This window comes from Flammeovirgaceae bacterium SG7u.111 (genome assembly GCA_034044135.1).
Taxonomy (GTDB): Bacteria; Bacteroidota; Bacteroidia; order Cytophagales; family Flammeovirgaceae.
The window spans coordinates 43,659-60,071 of sequence record CP139021.1; the positions used below are offsets into that span (position 1 = coordinate 43,659).

Below are 16,413 nucleotides of genomic sequence, written 5' to 3' on the forward strand. Positions count from 1 at the left end.
TAGTCTAGGTAATAACCAACAAGGGGAAAAATTGTACTCCCGACTATAATGAAAATGACTAAATAAACGGTTGTGCTCATGTTTTTTTGTGTTTAGGTTGTAAAGTTAAGCTTTTGAAATGGCAGGGTCTAATGCTAAAACAAAAAGTTGGACTAGAGGTTTAGTAGCTAACTAGGCAAATGGTTTTATTTTTAGCTTCAGAAAAATGTCAAATACCTCATTATCTTCAGGAAAGAAACTTGTTATGGTTGCTCAGAGGCAATTAGCCTCCTTACCCAACATTTCTATCCAGAGAGGGGCTTTAGGCTTCCTATTCGCCTTGCATTTTTTTGGTGTTTTGGGTATTCATGTGCCTTTTATGGCCGAAAGCTTAAGACAGTTGACTCCTTTCGAATCGTTTCTTTCTCTTACCCCGCTCAACCTCCTCTTGACCTGCGGCATATTGTTGCTTTTCCACAAGGAATGGAATAAAAATTTTGTCACATTTATTCTCCTTTGTGTATCTGTAGGCTTTTTTATTGAGCTTCTAGGTGTCTCAACTGGTTTGGTGTTTGGCGAGTACGAGTACGGGGGGGTGCTGGGTCCAAAGTTGTGGGGAACTCCTCCCATGATTGGTGTAAACTGGCTAATCCTCGTGTATGCATCTGGTTCCATTGTCTCCGGTTTGCCAGTGGGCAATTGGGCAAAAGCAGCAATGGGAGCTGCGCTCATGGTAGGCTTGGATGTGCTTATAGAGCCTGTTGCCATGCATTTTGGATTTTGGTATTGGGTAAATAATACGGTGCCAATGCTAAATTACCTTGCTTGGTTTGCGGTTTCCTTCGTACTTGTTTTTGCATTTCTAAAACTGAAGTTTAACAAAAAAAATAAGGCAGCTATTTACGTATTTCTTGCCCAGTTAGGTTTTTTCGCAGCCAATCTCCTATTAATGTAGTGCATATTTCCTTGTAAATGTCCAAGGTTTTCTAGGCTTTCTTATATTTACGATACAACTACAAGAAATCAACAACTCGTATCGTGAAAAAAACTACATCAACACTAAGCCTCCTGCTGATACTGGCAGTGTGGACAACCTCGCTTTTTGCACAATCAACTCCACCAGCTACTTCGGCTAAAGATCGCCTAGCAGGGTTTTCCAAGAGAAAATCTTTGATAGAAAATTCTTTAGTAGCGCAAGTTCCTTTCAAAAATATTGGACCTACCGTAATGAGCGGGAGAGTGGTGGATATTGACATCAACGAAAAAGATCCTACGCATTTTTATGTAGCCTATGCTTCGGGTGGGCTTTGGAAAACAGAAAACAACGGGGCGAGCTTTACCCCACTTTTTGACAATGAAGCCGTAATGAGTATTGGTGATATAGCGGTGGACTGGGAAACCGAAACAATTTGGGTAGGAACGGGAGAGAATAATTCGAGCCGCTCATCTTATTCGGGAACGGGAATTTATAAAAGCACCGATTCGGGTAAAAATTGGGAACACCTTGGGCTTGAAGAAAGCCATCACATAGGCAGGATTATTTTACACCCCGAAAACAAAGAAATTGCATGGGTAGCTTCTTTAGGTCATTTGTATTCTACCGATGAAGAAAGAGGTCTTTATAAAACTACGGATGGAGGAAAAACATGGAAAAAGACCATTTCCATCAATGAAATGACAGGAATAGTGGATCTGGTGATAGATCCCGAAAACCCAGATGTTTTATATGCGGCAGCTTGGGAGAGAATGAGGACGGCTTGGAATTTTGTAGGCTCGGGAGAAGGTTCAGGGATTTATAAAAGTACCGATGGGGGCGAAACTTGGGATAAGTTGAATACAAAGAAAAGTGGCTTCCCTGCCACCAAAGGGGTGGGCAGAATTGGGCTTGCTGTTGCTCCTTCCAACCCTCAGATAGTTTATGCCATGCTCGATAACCAAGACCTGAGAGACAAGAAAAAAGAGGACGAAAAATATGAGGTTACGAAGGAAAAGCTAAAATCGATGGATGCGAAGGTTTTTGCAAATCTTAAGGAGGAAGATATAAACGAGTTTTTGGACAGGCAAAATTTCCCGCAAAGCTACAATGCGACCGATATAAAAGCAGAAGTAGCAAAAGGTGATTTGAAGCCTATCGACTTGGTAAATTATTTGGAAGATGCAAATGCTATGCTTTTCGATACGCCTATAAAAGGAGCAGAAGTGTACCGCTCGGATGACGGAGGGAAGACATGGAAAAAAACGCATGAAGATTATATAGAGAGCTTGGTATATACCTATGGTTATTATTTTGGGCAAATCCGAGTTTCCCCCACTAACCCCGATAAAATCTATACGGTTGGTGTACCTATCATAAAGTCTGAAGATGCTGGAAAAACATGGAAATCGATCAATGGGGATAATGTCCATGCTGATCACCATGCCCTGTGGGTTAGCGATAGCCGAGAAGGGCATTTGGTGTTAGGCAACGATGGTGGAATAAATATTTCTTATGACGATGGAGAAACTTGGTTCAAGTGCAATTCGGTGGCTCTTGGGCAATTTTATTCGGTAAATGTGGATATGGCGAAGCCCTACAAAGTCTATGGAGGCTTGCAAGACAACGGCGTTTGGATGGGGAAACATACGTACCAATACAGCGATTCGTGGCACCAGTCGGGTAAATATCCTTATCAAAGCATTATGGGCGGCGACGGAATGCAAGTTGAAATAGATACGAGGGATAATGCAACGGTCTATACGGGTTTCCAATTTGGAAATTATTACCGCATCAACACAACTACAGGTGAAAGAAAGAAAATTACACCTAAACATGAGCTGGGCGAGCGCCCTTTGCGCTTCAACTGGCAAACGCCCATTTATCTTTCTCGCCACAACCAAGATGTGTTGTACATGGGTTCGAATAAATTCCATCGCTCGCTCAACAAAGGGGAGGAGTTCAAGACGCTATCGGGCGACCTGACTACGGGTGGTAAAAAAGGAAATGTGCCCTACGGAACTTTGGCGACGATCCACGAATCTCCGCTCAAATTTGGACTGATCTACGTTGGTTCGGACGATGGACTGATACATGTTTCCAAGGACGGAGGTTATAATTGGGAGAAAGTTTCAGATGGTTTGGGTGGAAAAGAGCTTTGGGTGAGCAGGGTTCAGGCTTCTGCTCATAAAGAACCGAGGGTGTATGCCTCGCTCAACGGTTACCGCTCCGATAACTTTGAGGCTCTCGTATATGCTTCGGAAGATTATGGAAAAACTTGGAAAAAAATAGGTTTAGATCTGCCTGCTGAGCCGGTAAATGTGATAAAAGAAGATCCTGAAAATGAAGATATTTTATATGTAGGCACAGACCATGGTTTGTACATTTCCCTCGATAGAGGCAAGAGTTTTATGGCATTTTACCAAAACTTGCCTGCTGTAGCCATCCACGATCTGGTAGTACATCCGCGCGATAAAGACTTGGTGGTAGGAACGCACGGTCGCTCCATTTATGTAGCAAATGTAGAACATGTGCAGCAGCTTACGCCTGAGCTTCTTACCAAAGGCTTACACGCTTTCGAGGTAAGTTCCCTGAGGTTTAGCACCCGCTGGGGCAAAAAATCGTGGAGTGGCTGGAATGGTTTTTTTGAACCTGAAGTTGAGTTGCCTTTTTATGCTAAAAATGCAGGAACTGTAACATTGGAAGTTTCCACCAAAGAAGGTGTAGCTCTTCAAAAAATGAATGTTGAAGCTGAAAAAGGACTTAATTACCTAACCTATGATTTGAGCTTTGATGAGAAAAACCTTTCTAGCTATCAATCTTTACTGGATGAAGGTTCAAAAGAAAAGGTCGAACTTGGAAAAGGGGACAATGGGAAATATTATTTGCAGCCTGGAAGCTTTAACCTGAAACTGATACAAGATGAAAATGAGAGTACAGTGAAGTTGGAAATAAAAAAGCCTAGAGGAAAAATGCCTAGGAAACCACAAAAAAAGACGCCGTAAAGCCTGTTATCGCATTGGTAGTGTTAAAATCTTTGAACATTCGCAATAATATCTGAAACCTTTGGCAATATCATTTTCAGGTTAGGTAATCATTTACATTATTTGCACTAAAATTATACAGTCATACTAAAATGAAGATATTAATAGCTGGGGCTGGCGAAGTTGGATTTCACCTCGCAAAACTATTGGCAAATGAAGAGCACGATATCGTGTTGATAGATTTGAACCAAGAGAAATTGAAATATGCCGAAGAACATCTTGATGTGGCTACGGTACGAGGAAAGTCTACTTCTTATAATGTGTTGAAAGGAGCTGGTGCTACCAATGCAGATATGCTCATATCCGTTACTTCATCCGAAGAAAATAACATTCTTACCTGTATCATAGGAAAAAACCTTGGTACAGAGCGGACGATTGCTAGGGTAGATAATGTAGAGTTTTTGCAAGATGATATGAAGCTCGATTTGCTCCAAATGGGAGTAGATGAGCTGATTTCGCCCGAAGCACTTGCCTCTAAGGAGATAAAGCGCCTTCTGAGAGAAGCTGCTATTACCGATAATTACGACTTTGAGCGTGGCCAACTTTCACTAATTGGTATTACCATAGATGCAAAAGATCCGCTCAATAATAAAACCTTGGCGGAAACTACTCATCTTAACCCGGGACTTAATTTTATCACCGTTGCTATTCTTCGAGATAATAAAACAATTATTCCAAGGGGAGATACACGGTTTCAGCTAGATGATCATGTGTACTACATAGCCGAGCCAGAGGGTGTGGAGAAAGTATTGAAACTTACGGGAAAAAAGCGTTCTAAGATCAAGAATATCATGATTTTGGGTGGAAGTAAGGCAGGTTATCATGCTGCACGGGGTTTGAGTAGGCAGTATAACGTGAAGCTCTTGGAAATTGACAAAGACAAATGTTTTCATTTGGCTGATCAATTGGAAGAAACTATGGTGATCAATGGAGATGGAAGGGAAGTAGAGCTTTTGGAAGAAGAGGGAATTGAAAATGTAGATGCATTTATTGCACTTACAGGCAACTCCGAAACTAATATTATTTCAAGTTTAGTTGCTAAAAACCATAAAGTACCCAAAACCATTGCCTTGGTGGAAAACATGAGCTACATCCACCTATCGCAAAACATAGGCGTAGATACGCTGATCAATAAAAAGTTGATTGCTGCCAATTTTATATTTAGGTACATACGAGAAGGACAAGTAGTGACCATCACGAGTATCCATGGGGTAGACGCAGAAATTTTGGAATTTGTAGTGAAGGAAGACTCCAAAATTATTTCAGCTCCGCTCAAAGACTTAGAGTTTCCTAAAACAGCGATAGTAGGTGGGGTAATCAGAAAGGGCAAAGGTCATATCACTATGGGTGACTTTACTTTTGAGCCTAACGATAGGGTAGTGGTGCTATCCAAACCCGAATGCATACATAAAGTCGAAGACTTTTTTAAATAGGACATTGGTAACAGTAGCCCATCAAACTCTTCATAGTCTGGTGGTTTTTTTGAAAATATATAATGAATAGATTCTTTATATCTAGTGCTTCATGAGGCATAATTGGAAAATCATCGGAAGCTTTTTAGGCTTACTTCTGGCTATTAATGGCTTGTTTATGTTATTATGCCTACCTTTTTCATTATATTTTAATGAAGGCGATTGGGTCGCGTTACTTGCTTCGGGCTTGCTTACGCTAGGTGTAGGTGCGGCATTGTGGACGCTGAAGAGTAAAGCTAAAAGTAAGGAACTTAAAAAGCGCGATGGGTACTTGATCGTGACCTTGGGCTGGTTGGCTATGTCGCTTTTTGGTTGCCTCCCCTTTGTGCTCAGTGGAGCCATTCCTAACCTGACCGATGCCTTTTTCGAGACCATGTCGGGTTTTACCACCACAGGGGCAACTATTCTTGTCGATATAGAAGGCGTACACAAAGGTTTGCTTTTTTGGCGAAGCATGACCCAATGGATAGGCGGGATGGGGATCATTGTTCTTACCGTTGCCATTTTGCCAATTTTGGGAATTGGGGGGATGCAGCTTTTTGTAGCTGAAGCACCTGGAATTGCTCCCGATAAGCTGAAACCGCGGATTCAGGCTACGGCAAAGCGACTTTGGTTAGTGTATGCAGGCTTGACCGTGATAGAATGTGTGCTGCTCATGCTAGGTGGCATGGGTTTTTACGATGCAATCAACCATAGTTTGACTACGATGGCTACAGGTGGTTTTTCCACAAAGAATGCAAGCGTAGATCATTTTACATCGCCTTATATTCAGTATGTGATCACCGTATTCATGTTTTTGGCCGGTACTAGTTTTACCCTCAACTACTTTATGTTCAAAGGTAAGTTTAGTAAGTTTTGGACTAATGAGGAGTTTAGGTATTACTTTCTATCTACCCTTATTTTTACCCTGATTACAGCAGTTACGGTTTATTTTGTGACAGATGATGGGATTGAAAAATCATTTAGAGATGCTGTATTCCAGGTAGTTTCTATCATTACCACCACAGGATATGGAACTTCAGATTATACCACTTGGACACCTTTCATTACGATGTTGTTCTTCATTATGATGTTTGTAGGAGGTTCTGCTGGGTCAACTGCTGGTGGGATTAAAATAGTGCGGCATGTCATTTTGTTTAAAAACAGTGCGCTAGAGCTGAAGCGTCAGCTTCATCCTTCAGCGGTGATGCCCGTTCGGTTCAACAATAAAGCGGTATCCCAACAGATTACCTTCAACGTACTTGCCTTTTTTATTATTTTCATCTCCATTTTTGCATTTAGCTCTTTGGTTATTTCTATGATGGGGCTGAACTTTGAAACAGCGGTAAGTGCGGTGGCAACCTGTATTGGAAATATTGGTCCAGGGCTCGATTCCGTAGGACCAAAAGCAAACTTTTCCCACCTCCCAGGCGCTGCAAAATGGCTGCTTTCTTTCTTGATGCTGCTAGGAAGGTTAGAGCTTTTTACCGTTTTGATGTTAATTACACCTTATTATTGGAAAAAGACCTAGTTTTTATACCAAAAAAACCAAATACTTTTTTGTTAAACTCATAATAAAGCTTACTTTAGTCATTGGTGTAAGCTTGCTTCCTAGCTATAGTTAGTGATCTAGTTAAAGTAAACACTTCTCACCCCTTCTTCACTAAAGTATAATCTCTTCGTATGTTATTAATTTGTGTAGGAGATACAACATCTATTTGAATACCTTTTTTCACTAGTTTAAGAAGAAAAAAATGGATTTAAGAACTTCATGGGAAAACTTTAGAAAACAACCATATTTTATACCTGCTATCCTTGGTTTTGTAGCTGGTGCTGCGATATATATTGTATCCGCAGTACTTGGTGATACTATTAGTAGAGTAGGATTGGCTATAAATACTTTGGCCACGGTTGGTCTTTTTATTTATAAAAAATATAGTACAAAAGAAGAGTACAATAGTTTTCGTACCGCAGTGATATACTATTTGCTGATTTTAGTTGGAAATACATTGTGGCTTCGCTTTATTCATACCACATTATTTGATTCATTTTCCATGAGTTTGGTGTTTTTTATTGGCATTCTAATCCTTACAAAGATACATATGGAGAATAGATTCGAAGAGGTATAAAGTATCCATCATTTTTCCAATTAGACATTTCTTGCAAGATGTTTTATTGGAAAGGAACTAGTATTTTGTTCGTTATAAATTCCACCTTTAGTAGAAAGATATTTTGAAGGGCTGTTCGGGTAGGGCTCAGCTTTTTAATTAATCATATTTCTTCGTACGCTACAGCTTTTCTTAAAGCTATTTATATCTTTACCTCAATTTATAGGAGTTAATAAAACCCTACATATTTCCATTTTCTTATGAATAAAACAGCCGAGCTGGAAGAAAAAATAGACCTACTGCTTTGGACAGGGCAATTACTGTTGCAAAGTGGAGCTGATAGTAACCGAATAGATAGAAATATTAGAAGAGTTGCCGCATTTATGGGGCTTTCTCCAGAAAAGCTTCATTTGCACATCACATTCACCACGCTCATGATCACCATTGGCGATAATGTGAATTCGTTCACCAAGTTTAGAAAGTGTAAAAAACATGGAGTAAATATGACGGTTGTTTCAGCCATAAGTAGGCTGTCGTGGAAGGCCATTAAAGATGATTATAGCCTTGAGCAGTACAGGGAAGAATTAGATAGAATTAATCATATTCCCCATCATTATCCAAGGTGGTTTTTGCTACTTTCGGTAGGAATGGCTTGTGGAGCTTTTTGTTTGTTATTTGGTGGTGATTGGATTAGTATGGCAAATACCGTGGTAGCTACCATGGTTGCCCTATTTGTGAGGCAAGAGCTTCACAAGAAAGGCTTGAACGGCTATTTTATTATCACCGTATCGGCATTTGTAGCAACATCCGTAGGCAGTGTTTCCACGCTTATGCATGTAAGCGATAGCAGCCAATATGCTATTTTGGCTTCGGTTCTTTTCCTCATTCCCGGTGTTCCGCTCATCAACTCTCTCGACGATATGCTGGACGGATTTACCATAGTTGGGCTTACCCGAGCCATTGTTGGTTTGCTTATGGTGATGTCTATTTCTTTGGGAATGATAGCTGCTCTTTCTTTACTTAATATCGAAACCTTATAGATATATGGAACTTACTGACTTATTATTAAGTGGAGTTTGGGGAGCAATTGCCGCTGGAGGGTTTGCCATCCTTTTCAATGTTCCTGTCCGAACTCTGTTGTTTGCTGCCTTAGGTGGTGCAATAGGGCTTATCTGTCGAAATATTTTCCATTATTATATAGGCTTTCACTTAGAGTTTTCCTCTTTTTTGGGAGCACTTTGCGCAGCTACGTGGGGTGCATTTTGGTCGCATAAGGTGCATACGCCGGGGCACGTAATCTCAATTCCTTCGGTTATTCCGATGGTACCAGGTGTGTTTTCTTACAAAGGAATGATTGGGCTGATAAATTTCAATAGCAGCGATTTGCCGCAAGATGAGCATTTGGCTACAACAGTTTCTTTCTTGTTGAAAGCTATTTTTATCTTGGCAGGGCTTTCGCTAGGTACGGCTATTCCCAACCTGATTGACCGCTTGCTTATGCAAAAAGGAAAGCAAGAAAGGGTTACGCAATCGCTCCAAAAGAAAAATGCTAAAAGGAAAATTGAGTTCGATTAAAAAAGTAAGCCAAATACATCTTCGAGCTTAGCTACTGGGATTATTTTTATTTGGAAAGACTTTCCATCCAGCCCTTTTTTGTTGTACTTGGAAATAAAAATCTCTTCAAAACCTAGCTTTTCAGCTTCGCTAATTCGGTTTTCTATACGAGGGATTGCCCTAATTTCTCCTCCCAGGCCAACCTCGGCGGCGAAGCACATTTTGCTGCTCACCGATACATCTTCAAAAGAAGAAATGATGGAAGCGCATACGGCTAAATCAATAGAAGGATCTTCTATTTTGAGCCCACCTGTTATGTTGAGGAAAACATCTTGCAAGCCAAGGCGATAACCGCCTCTTTTTTCCAATACGGCAAGTAGCATATTTAGCCTTTTAGAGTCGAAGCCCGTGCAGCTCCTTTGTGGGTTTCCATATACCGAGCTGCTCACCAAGGATTGGATTTCGACCAGCAAAGGTCGGTTTCCCTCAAGGGTAGCTCCTATGGTAATACCACTCAAATCTTCTTCCCGTTGGGTAAGCAATATTTCCGAAGGGTTGCTCACTTGCCTTAGCCCTGTCGATTGCATTTCATAAATACCAAGTTCAGAGGTAGAACCAAAGCGGTTTTTAGTGGTTCGCATCACCCGGTAGCTCATGTGGCGGTCGCCTTCAAATTGCAATACGGTATCTACCATATGTTCCAGCACTTTTGGTCCTGCCAAGCTTCCTTCTTTGGTGATATGGCCAATTAGAAATACGGGCGTGCCTGTTTCTTTGGCATAACTAATAAGCTCGGCAGCGCATTCCCGCACTTGCGAAACACTTCCCGCAGCCGACTCCACTATAGAAGAGTGTAAGGTTTGGATGGAGTCAATAATCAACAGGTTGGGCTCGGTGCTTTTTACCTGCTGGAAAATAGCTTGTGTATTGGTTTCAGTTAAAATCAGACAACTATCTGGCAAGGTGTTTTTAATTCTTGCAGCCCGCATTTTTATTTGTTGTCCACTTTCTTCTCCCGATACATAAAGAATTTTGAGTTGGGGCATTTCTAAGGCTAGCTGAAGGGTTAGGGTAGATTTTCCAATTCCAGGCTCACCGCCTATCAGTACTACTGAACCTGGCATAATCCCTCCGCCCAGCACTCGGTCAAACTCGGTGTCGCCAGTCAGGAACCGCTCCTCTTCTTGGTAGGCAATTTGGTTGAGTGGTCGGGGTTTGTTAGCCGTTATTTTTTTGCCTTGGGGCTCAGTGTCCCAAATGGGTTGCTTACCTGAGCTAGGGGTAATTACCTCCTCTACAAAGGTGTTCCATTCTTCGCAAGAAGAACATTTTCCTTGCCATTTGGGGGAGTTGTGCCCGCAGTTTTGACACACATAAATAGTTTTTGCTTTTTTAGCCATTGCCAAATTTAAGCAAATTCTTTTCTGTAAAAAAAGCTAAATTTCTATACCAAGAATGAGGATATCGTCGTCTTGTGGATTGTCTCCTTTCCAGTCATCAAAAGCCTTTTCCATCATCTCTTTTTGACTATCGAGGTTCTCTTGGATGATATCGGCCATCAGATGCCTTACCTTTCTTTCTGAGAAAGGAACATTGTCTTTACCGCCTTTTTGTTTTTGGAAGCCATCTGTAAAAACCAGTATTTTTTCCGATTTGGAGAGGCTGAAAGTTTTGTTGCTGAAGCTTCTATTGGTACCAAAGTGCGATCCGCCAACGGGTATGTGGTCAGGAGTTACTATTTGTAAGCCTTGCTTTTTAATGTGATAAAGGGAGATGTTGGCACCCGAATAAACTAACCTGCGGCTTGTCGTATTGATAGAGATGACCGCCATATCCACACCGTCTTCAAACATGTTTTCTACGCCTTCTTGTTGGGTTGATTTTGCTAAACGCCCGTTAAGCTCAGAAAGAATATCGGAAGGGGTGAAATGAGAATTTTCGTTGATCACCTGCTTGATCATAGAAGCGACAAAGAGGTTTTTAACTGTTCCGTGTAAGCCATGTTCGTTACAGTCTGCTATTACCAAAATGATATTATCCCTCGAATGGGAAAAAACAGCAAAATCGCTACCAATTTCCGAGGCTGATCTCTTTACTAAAAAATGGTTCGAAAATATATTTAGAATGGCCGGGCTTTCGGGAAGAAATACACTTTGAATGTTTTTGGAATAGTGGATAGTATAATCGATCAGTTTTTGCTTTTGCAAAAGGATTTGCTGCTGTTTTTCCACCTCCTGCCCTTTCAAAATCAGCTGGGTATTTGAGTCTTTTTTAATCTTTGTACGGTTGTACCACACAAGGGAAAGCAGGGCTGCCAAAAGGATAATTAAGCTTACAGACGCAATTCTTAACTGGCTAAATTTCGATTTTTGAACCAAATGTTTAATTTCCTGCTCCTTTTCCTTGATCTTATATTGAATCTCAAGTTCGGCTATTTTCCTACGGGTAATATGACTAATCATACTATCCTCTGTAGCAATATAAAGCTTGTTGTAGATCAGTGCCGACTGGTAATCTTTTTCGTCTTCGTAGATGGTAGCTAGGGCTTTGTAGCTATTTCTTACCAGTGAAATGGAGTTAAGCTCCTCCGAAATCCGCAAGCCTTTTCGTGTGTTTTCAATAGCAAGGTCATGCTGTTTGAGTGCATGATAGGCATCGCCAAGTTTGAGGTACCCAGCCGAGAGGCCAAATTTATTATTTGTTTGCTGGCTTACTTCCAAACTTCTGTTGATATAGGTAATAGCCTTTTCGGGTTGGTTAAGGTTTAGATAGAGATCTCCTAGGTTTACAAGAGGCTTGTATATGAGATATGGATTGTTGATCTCATTTGCCTTCTCCAAACAATCAGTTAAAGTTGTTTCTGCCTCTGCATACCTTCCCAAATTTAGCTGACTAAGGCCTTTTAAGTTGAGGGCATTGGCCAGACCATAAGCATCTTCTATTTCTTTCCATATTGCAATTTCTCTTTCGGAAAAGTTGAGGGCATTCATGAAATTGTTGACGAGGAGATAGGTGACACCAATTTTGTGCAGTACATCAGCTTTGAGGGCTTCGTCTTCTAAAGTTTCGGCAATGGTGAGTACCTCCATAAAATAGATGAGGGCTTGTTCGGACTGGCCGATGGTTCGGTGAACTATGCCCAAGTTCAAAAGAGATTCTCCCAAACTCTCATTATCCTCCTTTTCTTTTGCAAGCTTAACGGCTTCTTTGGCATAGAACATAGCCCTTTCCGTATTTGTGTTTCTATACAACACAGAAATTTCATTCAAAATCAGCACCTTTTTCGTACCAGAAGATCTTGCAAGTTCAGTCTTTAAGCTGTCAATTTTATAATCTGCAAAGGCTGATTGAAAGCTTAATAGAATAATACATATAAGGAAAATTCTATTCATTTAATATTGAAATATTTAGGCTGCCACAAAACTAATCAAAATTGTACTATGTGGCGAAATAGTTGCATTAAAATTCTTGCGTAAAAGAGTTGCAATTAAGTAGTTGCCTATTAAATGATAGATTAGAGTTTTTGAAATAAGAAGCTTATTTTAGGCAAAATTTTATTTAAAATAAACGATAGAAAATGGAAAACTCTGAAAGTAATTTATTTGTACATCATGTGTTTTTTTGGTTGAAAAAGCCCAATGATGAGGCGGTAAGGCAACAATTTGAAAAGGGCTTGGAAGAATTGGTGAAGATAAAAGAAATAAAATCATCTCATTTAGGAGTTCCTGCCGATACCGATAGACCAGTGATTGACAGCACTTATCAGTACTCGCTTCTGGTGCTTTTTGATAGTAAAGCAAATCATGATATTTACCAAGACCATCCTATTCATCACAAGTTTATAGCCGAAAATTCGATGTATTGGGAGAAGGTTCAAGTGTACGATTCAGTTGATATGTAGGTTTATTTTTTGAATCTCAAAGAGGGAATATTTCTCCATTGAGCATTTTTGGAACAAGAACGAAACCTTTTACATCATGAAACCAGCTAAGACCCTGTTGTTTGCCCTTGTGCTGATTAGTTTTTGGGTGTACTAATTCTCCAAGGAGGTGGAGGTAATGGGAGAGGATTGGACTTCCCTTTTTCCTGAGGAGGAAATTGCTGTAGAAACAGAAAAAGCGAGAGTGGTGGAAGGAGCGGATAAGTTGGATATAGTTGAGAATAATGTGCTAACTACAGAGGCTGTTCCGCTTGGTTCTTTTCCCAAAACTCTCCCTGAAAGTGAAAAGAAGTATCTTATCTTTAGGTGAGAGTTTTGACCTCGGCAAGGTGAAAATAGAGACAGTAGGGAATTTGCAAGAGGGTGGTACTATTGAGTATTGCAGTTGGGTAGCTGTAGGAGAAAAAGATGGAAAAATCGTAGAGCAAGTGCTATCTGGAGAAGAAAATTTTGACGATGCCATGTACAGACTAATTTTTGTAGCCGACCTAGATGGTGATGGAATTCCTGACATAGTAGCTGATCTTACCAATCATTATAATGTATCTAAAAAGATGCTTTTCCTTTCCTCTTTGGCAGATGAAGGAGAGTGGCACAAAAAAGTTGGAGACTTTACTGCGATAGGTTGCTAGCTATATTTTGAACAATTTGCCCATTTGGAGGGAAAGGTTCATGAATAGGATTTTAGGATTGGCATTTCGCTCCACAAACCTTATGGACTCGTTGAAATACTTGGTCATGTATTCAAACCGCTGAGGAGTAAGCACTTTGCTGAAGTTTTTTACAAACTCTAGTTCTTTGTCTTCCAACCTTACCAGTTTTTCTTCGGCAAACTGCCAAGCCATAGACTCGCGAGTAATACCCAAAGCATATTGAAAGAGGCTCTTTTGGGCTTCTTTTCCCATTTTTTGGAACTCCTCGGCAAAGTCGACCATGCTGGTGTAGTCGTTTCTGAAACAAATCCGCATCCATTCCTTAAAATATTCCGTGCTGTTATCCTGATGGTCTGTAATAAGACGAAGTGCGGTATTCATATTGCCCTCTGCCAAATAGGAAATATGCCCAGCCTTTTCCTCGGGTATGCTATACTTTTCAGTTAAAATGGATTTTAGCTCAGCATCGTGGAAATCGCGCACTTTTACCGCTTGGGTACGGGAAAGGATGGTGGTTAGCAACTGTTCCGAGTGGTTGGTAACCAAAAAGAAAAGTGTCTTTGGAGGTGGCTCTTCTAATATTTTAAGAATAGCGTTGGCAGCCGAAGGATGCATGAGTTCGGGTAGCCACACCATCATTATTTTGAATTCCCCTTCAAAGGCTTTTAAGGAAAGAGACCTAATAATATTGAGGCTTTCTTCTTTTGAAATAGTGCATTGTTTATTTTCTGCTCCAAAGTAAAATGCCCATTCGGGCAAGGTGCGGTAAGGACTTTCTGTCAAAAATTCTCGCCAGTCGGGCAAGAATGCTTGGCTAATCGCATCTTTGTTTTTGGTGATTTTCTTGGTAGTGGCTGTGGGGAAAATGAAGTGCAGGTCTGGGTGGATAAATTTTTTCATCTTCACACAAGACGGACATTTCCCACAGGAATCATTTTCTTGCTGATCAGTACAGCTTACATAGGTGGCAAATGCTAGCGCTAAAGGTAGGTTAGCATTTCCGGGAGAGGACATAAAAAGCTGGGCGTGGGCTACATGACCTTTGCTCACCGATTGGATCAGTGTTTTTTTTACTTCTTCTAGTCCGTTTATATCTGAAAATTGCACCTTTTTCTAGCGTTTTATTGGATGACAAATGTAGTAATTTTTAAAACCCTTTGGTAAACTCTCGCTCTGCAACTATATAATTGATACTAGGCTTATTTCAACTATTTTAACTTTCAATTTGGTGACTGAGAAGTATATTTGATTGTACAACCCTTAAAACTGATGGAAATGGAAAGACAACTGCTTAATTTTTTTTCAGGAATCATTTTAATGATGCTGTATGCTTGTGGCGGTCAGCCAGCTCAAAAGGAGGAAGCAGAAGCAATAGAGTCAAAGGCTGAAGCGTTTGTGGATTTGTTTAATGGAAAAAGCTTGGAGGGCTGGAAAGTGATAGGGGTAAAAGAAGCAAGGTTTTATGTGGAAGACGGGATGCTAGTAGCAGAAACGACTATGGGCATTCCCAACACTTTTTTGGCAACGGAGAAAGAGTACAGTGATTTCGAGTTGGAAGCAACAGTCAAAGTACCCCAAGGAATCAATACTGGCATTCAATACAGAAGTGCGGTTTATCCTATCGATACTGCGACCGTTTATGTTACAGGAAAGCTAGATACGGTAACAAGGAACTGGGAAGCAGGTAGGGTTCATGGTTATCAATTTGAGTTAGACCCTTCAGAAAGAGCGTGGTCGGGAGGGTTTTATGAAGAAGGAGGTCGAGGTTGGATAGAGCATTTGGCTGACCAAGATGAGAAGCGGGCAGCTTTTAAAAATGGGGACTGGAATAAACTGAAGGTAGTAGTGAGGGGAGATAGTCTCCAGACATGGCTCAATGACGTGCCTATTATAAATACGACCGATGGTGGAGCAGAAAGTGGCTTTATAGCGATTCAGCTTCACAGTATAAATAAAGAAGAAGATGCGGGGAAGAAAATTCTATTTAAAGATATAAGGTTAAAAGAGCTTCATTAAACGTACTTTAGTAAAAGAAAAAATGTAGGCTGCTCACTGTGTAACCTACATTTTCTTTTTATACTCCCATGGGCAATGCTTGCACCCGTTTTTGCAGCAATAGCCCCTTTTGAGATGGTATGCTTTGGTGAATACTACAAACCCTTCTTTGGTGAAGTAATATTCTTCCTCTTTTAGCCCTTTGAAAGGTCTCTTTTTTTCCATTAGCTCAACTTTTGTCGGTTATTTTTATTTAGCAGTCTGTTTTCCCTTGCAAGAATAGGGGGATTTCTCTTTCCCTTTAGGTTTAAAAACAGAAAAATATGTTTATTCTCATCTTTTTGTGAACCACTATTGTTGGCTGTTAACAAAAAAAACCTTGCCCATTTGAGCAAGGTTCTTATAAAAAACCCTAGGGATTATCTAGTCATCATGAATATTTTGGAGTCCTTTTCAGGAAACTGCTATGCTTTTCGCTATTGGGTATTTACCTCTCAATGAGTTGAACAAATCGTTGAATTTTCTTTCGCACCATTTAAGTAGGTCTTTAACTTCGTCGTTTGCAAGTTGTTTGATCGCTTTGTCTAATTCTTTTTCAAAAAGTTTAATGTCAAAACTTACTTTTTCTAAAATAACTTTGCTGTATTCCAGCATGTTCGTCTGTGCTTGCATAATGTTAATGGTCAATTAGGGTTATTTGTTGATTTTAAGCTATG

Annotated in this window: 16 protein-coding genes; 11 read left to right on the plus strand and 5 right to left on the minus strand. The window is 40.4% G+C overall.

From position 1 onward, the window contains the following. The first annotated feature begins 205 nt into the window (after positions 1-205). The 7 genes from R9C00_00235 (at position 206) to R9C00_00265 (ending at position 9,130) form a co-directional block, all read left to right on the plus strand. Positions 206-934, plus strand: coding sequence for a carotenoid biosynthesis protein (locus R9C00_00235; GenBank protein ID WPO35881.1), 729 nt, complete (start codon positions 206-208; stop codon positions 932-934). A gap of 83 nt (positions 935-1,017) precedes the next feature. Continuing rightward, the gene (locus tag R9C00_00240) at positions 1,018-3,957 is read left to right on the plus strand and encodes a glycosyl hydrolase (GenBank protein WPO35882.1); all 2,940 of its coding nucleotides are present in this window, start codon (positions 1,018-1,020) and stop codon (positions 3,955-3,957) included. Positions 3,958-4,088: 131 nt separating this feature from the next. After that, a complete protein-coding gene (trkA, locus tag R9C00_00245) occupies positions 4,089-5,429 on the plus strand; it encodes a Trk system potassium transporter TrkA (GenBank protein WPO35883.1) in 1,341 nt (446 codons plus the stop codon). A gap of 91 nt (positions 5,430-5,520) precedes the next feature. Then, positions 5,521-6,978 carry a TrkH family potassium uptake protein gene (locus tag R9C00_00250; GenBank protein ID WPO35884.1) on the plus strand — a complete coding sequence of 486 codons (1,458 nt, stop codon included), beginning with the start codon at positions 5,521-5,523 and terminating at the stop codon, positions 6,976-6,978. A 223-nt stretch (positions 6,979-7,201) separates the two neighbouring features. After that, positions 7,202-7,576, plus strand: coding sequence for a hypothetical protein (locus R9C00_00255; GenBank protein ID WPO35885.1), 375 nt, complete (start codon positions 7,202-7,204; stop codon positions 7,574-7,576). A gap of 239 nt (positions 7,577-7,815) precedes the next feature. Beyond that, on the plus strand, positions 7,816-8,595 hold the full coding sequence (locus R9C00_00260; GenBank protein WPO35886.1) for a threonine/serine exporter family protein: 780 nt from the start codon (positions 7,816-7,818) through the stop codon (positions 8,593-8,595). A 4-nt stretch (positions 8,596-8,599) separates the two neighbouring features. Further along, the gene (locus R9C00_00265) at positions 8,600-9,130 is read left to right on the plus strand and encodes a threonine/serine exporter family protein (protein ID WPO35887.1); all 531 of its coding nucleotides are present in this window, start codon (positions 8,600-8,602) and stop codon (positions 9,128-9,130) included. On the opposite strand, the gene radA is transcribed toward R9C00_00265, so the two are convergent. Further along, positions 9,127-10,509 (minus strand): DNA repair protein RadA, encoded by a 1,383-nt coding sequence (gene radA, locus R9C00_00270; GenBank protein ID WPO35888.1) that lies wholly within the window; start codon positions 10,507-10,509, stop codon positions 9,127-9,129. The two genes, R9C00_00265 and radA, sit on opposite strands and share 4 nt — an antisense overlap. 36 nt (positions 10,510-10,545) lie before the next feature. Beyond that, the gene (locus tag R9C00_00275) at positions 10,546-12,501 is read right to left on the minus strand and encodes a tetratricopeptide repeat protein (GenBank protein ID WPO35889.1); all 1,956 of its coding nucleotides are present in this window, start codon (positions 12,499-12,501) and stop codon (positions 10,546-10,548) included. 185 nt (positions 12,502-12,686) lie between these two features. Between R9C00_00275 and R9C00_00280 the strand changes: the two genes are divergently transcribed. The 3 genes from R9C00_00280 (at position 12,687) to R9C00_00290 (ending at position 13,681) form a co-directional block, all read left to right on the plus strand. Beyond that, positions 12,687-13,010: a Dabb family protein gene (locus R9C00_00280; protein ID WPO35890.1), complete on the plus strand. Its 324-nt coding sequence runs from the start codon at positions 12,687-12,689 to the stop codon at positions 13,008-13,010. A gap of 157 nt (positions 13,011-13,167) precedes the next feature. Beyond that, the gene (locus R9C00_00285) at positions 13,168-13,359 is read left to right on the plus strand and encodes a hypothetical protein (GenBank protein ID WPO35891.1); all 192 of its coding nucleotides are present in this window, start codon (positions 13,168-13,170) and stop codon (positions 13,357-13,359) included. Continuing rightward, the gene (locus tag R9C00_00290; protein ID WPO35892.1) at positions 13,331-13,681 is read left to right on the plus strand and encodes a hypothetical protein; all 351 of its coding nucleotides are present in this window, start codon (positions 13,331-13,333) and stop codon (positions 13,679-13,681) included. Before R9C00_00285 ends, R9C00_00290 begins: the two co-directional genes overlap by 29 nt. Here the strand turns inward: R9C00_00290 and R9C00_00295 are convergent, their stop codons facing one another. Next, positions 13,682-14,809: a DNA polymerase III subunit delta gene (locus tag R9C00_00295; GenBank protein WPO35893.1), complete on the minus strand. Its 1,128-nt coding sequence runs from the start codon at positions 14,807-14,809 to the stop codon at positions 13,682-13,684. A 168-nt stretch (positions 14,810-14,977) separates the two neighbouring features. Here R9C00_00295 and R9C00_00300 point away from each other — a divergent pair, with 168 nt between their 5' ends. Next, complete coding sequence (locus R9C00_00300; GenBank protein WPO35894.1) at positions 14,978-15,718, plus strand: DUF1080 domain-containing protein; 741 nt, start codon at positions 14,978-14,980, stop codon at positions 15,716-15,718. A gap of 45 nt (positions 15,719-15,763) precedes the next feature. Here the strand turns inward: R9C00_00300 and R9C00_00305 are convergent, their stop codons facing one another. After that, positions 15,764-15,922: a DUF5522 domain-containing protein gene (locus R9C00_00305; protein WPO35895.1), complete on the minus strand. Its 159-nt coding sequence runs from the start codon at positions 15,920-15,922 to the stop codon at positions 15,764-15,766. Positions 15,923-16,150: 228 nt separating this feature from the next. After that, complete coding sequence (locus R9C00_00310) at positions 16,151-16,369, minus strand: hypothetical protein (GenBank protein ID WPO35896.1); 219 nt, start codon at positions 16,367-16,369, stop codon at positions 16,151-16,153. Positions 16,370-16,413: the final 44 nt, after the last annotated feature.

Excerpts from the sequence above, each read along its gene's own strand:
- R9C00_00235 (WPO35881.1), top strand. The coding sequence starts at position 206 with ATGTCAAATACCTCATTATCTTCAGGAAAGAAACTTGTTATGGTTGCT.
- trkA (WPO35883.1), top strand. The coding sequence starts at position 4,089 with ATGAAGATATTAATAGCTGGGGCTGGCGAAGTTGGATTTCACCTCGCA.
- R9C00_00250 (WPO35884.1), top strand. The coding sequence starts at position 5,521 with ATGAGGCATAATTGGAAAATCATCGGAAGCTTTTTAGGCTTACTTCTG.
- R9C00_00255 (WPO35885.1), top strand. The coding sequence starts at position 7,202 with ATGGATTTAAGAACTTCATGGGAAAACTTTAGAAAACAACCATATTTT.
- R9C00_00260 (WPO35886.1), top strand. The coding sequence starts at position 7,816 with ATGAATAAAACAGCCGAGCTGGAAGAAAAAATAGACCTACTGCTTTGG.
- R9C00_00265 (WPO35887.1), top strand. The coding sequence starts at position 8,600 with ATGGAACTTACTGACTTATTATTAAGTGGAGTTTGGGGAGCAATTGCC.
- radA (WPO35888.1), bottom strand. The coding sequence starts at position 10,509 with ATGGCTAAAAAAGCAAAAACTATTTATGTGTGTCAAAACTGCGGGCAC.
- R9C00_00275 (WPO35889.1), bottom strand. The coding sequence starts at position 12,501 with ATGAATAGAATTTTCCTTATATGTATTATTCTATTAAGCTTTCAATCA.
- R9C00_00280 (WPO35890.1), top strand. The coding sequence starts at position 12,687 with ATGGAAAACTCTGAAAGTAATTTATTTGTACATCATGTGTTTTTTTGG.
- R9C00_00285 (WPO35891.1), top strand. The coding sequence starts at position 13,168 with ATGGGAGAGGATTGGACTTCCCTTTTTCCTGAGGAGGAAATTGCTGTA.
- R9C00_00300 (WPO35894.1), top strand. The coding sequence starts at position 14,978 with ATGGAAAGACAACTGCTTAATTTTTTTTCAGGAATCATTTTAATGATG.
- R9C00_00305 (WPO35895.1), bottom strand. The coding sequence starts at position 15,922 with ATGGAAAAAAAGAGACCTTTCAAAGGGCTAAAAGAGGAAGAATATTAC.
- R9C00_00310 (WPO35896.1), bottom strand. The coding sequence starts at position 16,369 with ATGCAAGCACAGACGAACATGCTGGAATACAGCAAAGTTATTTTAGAA.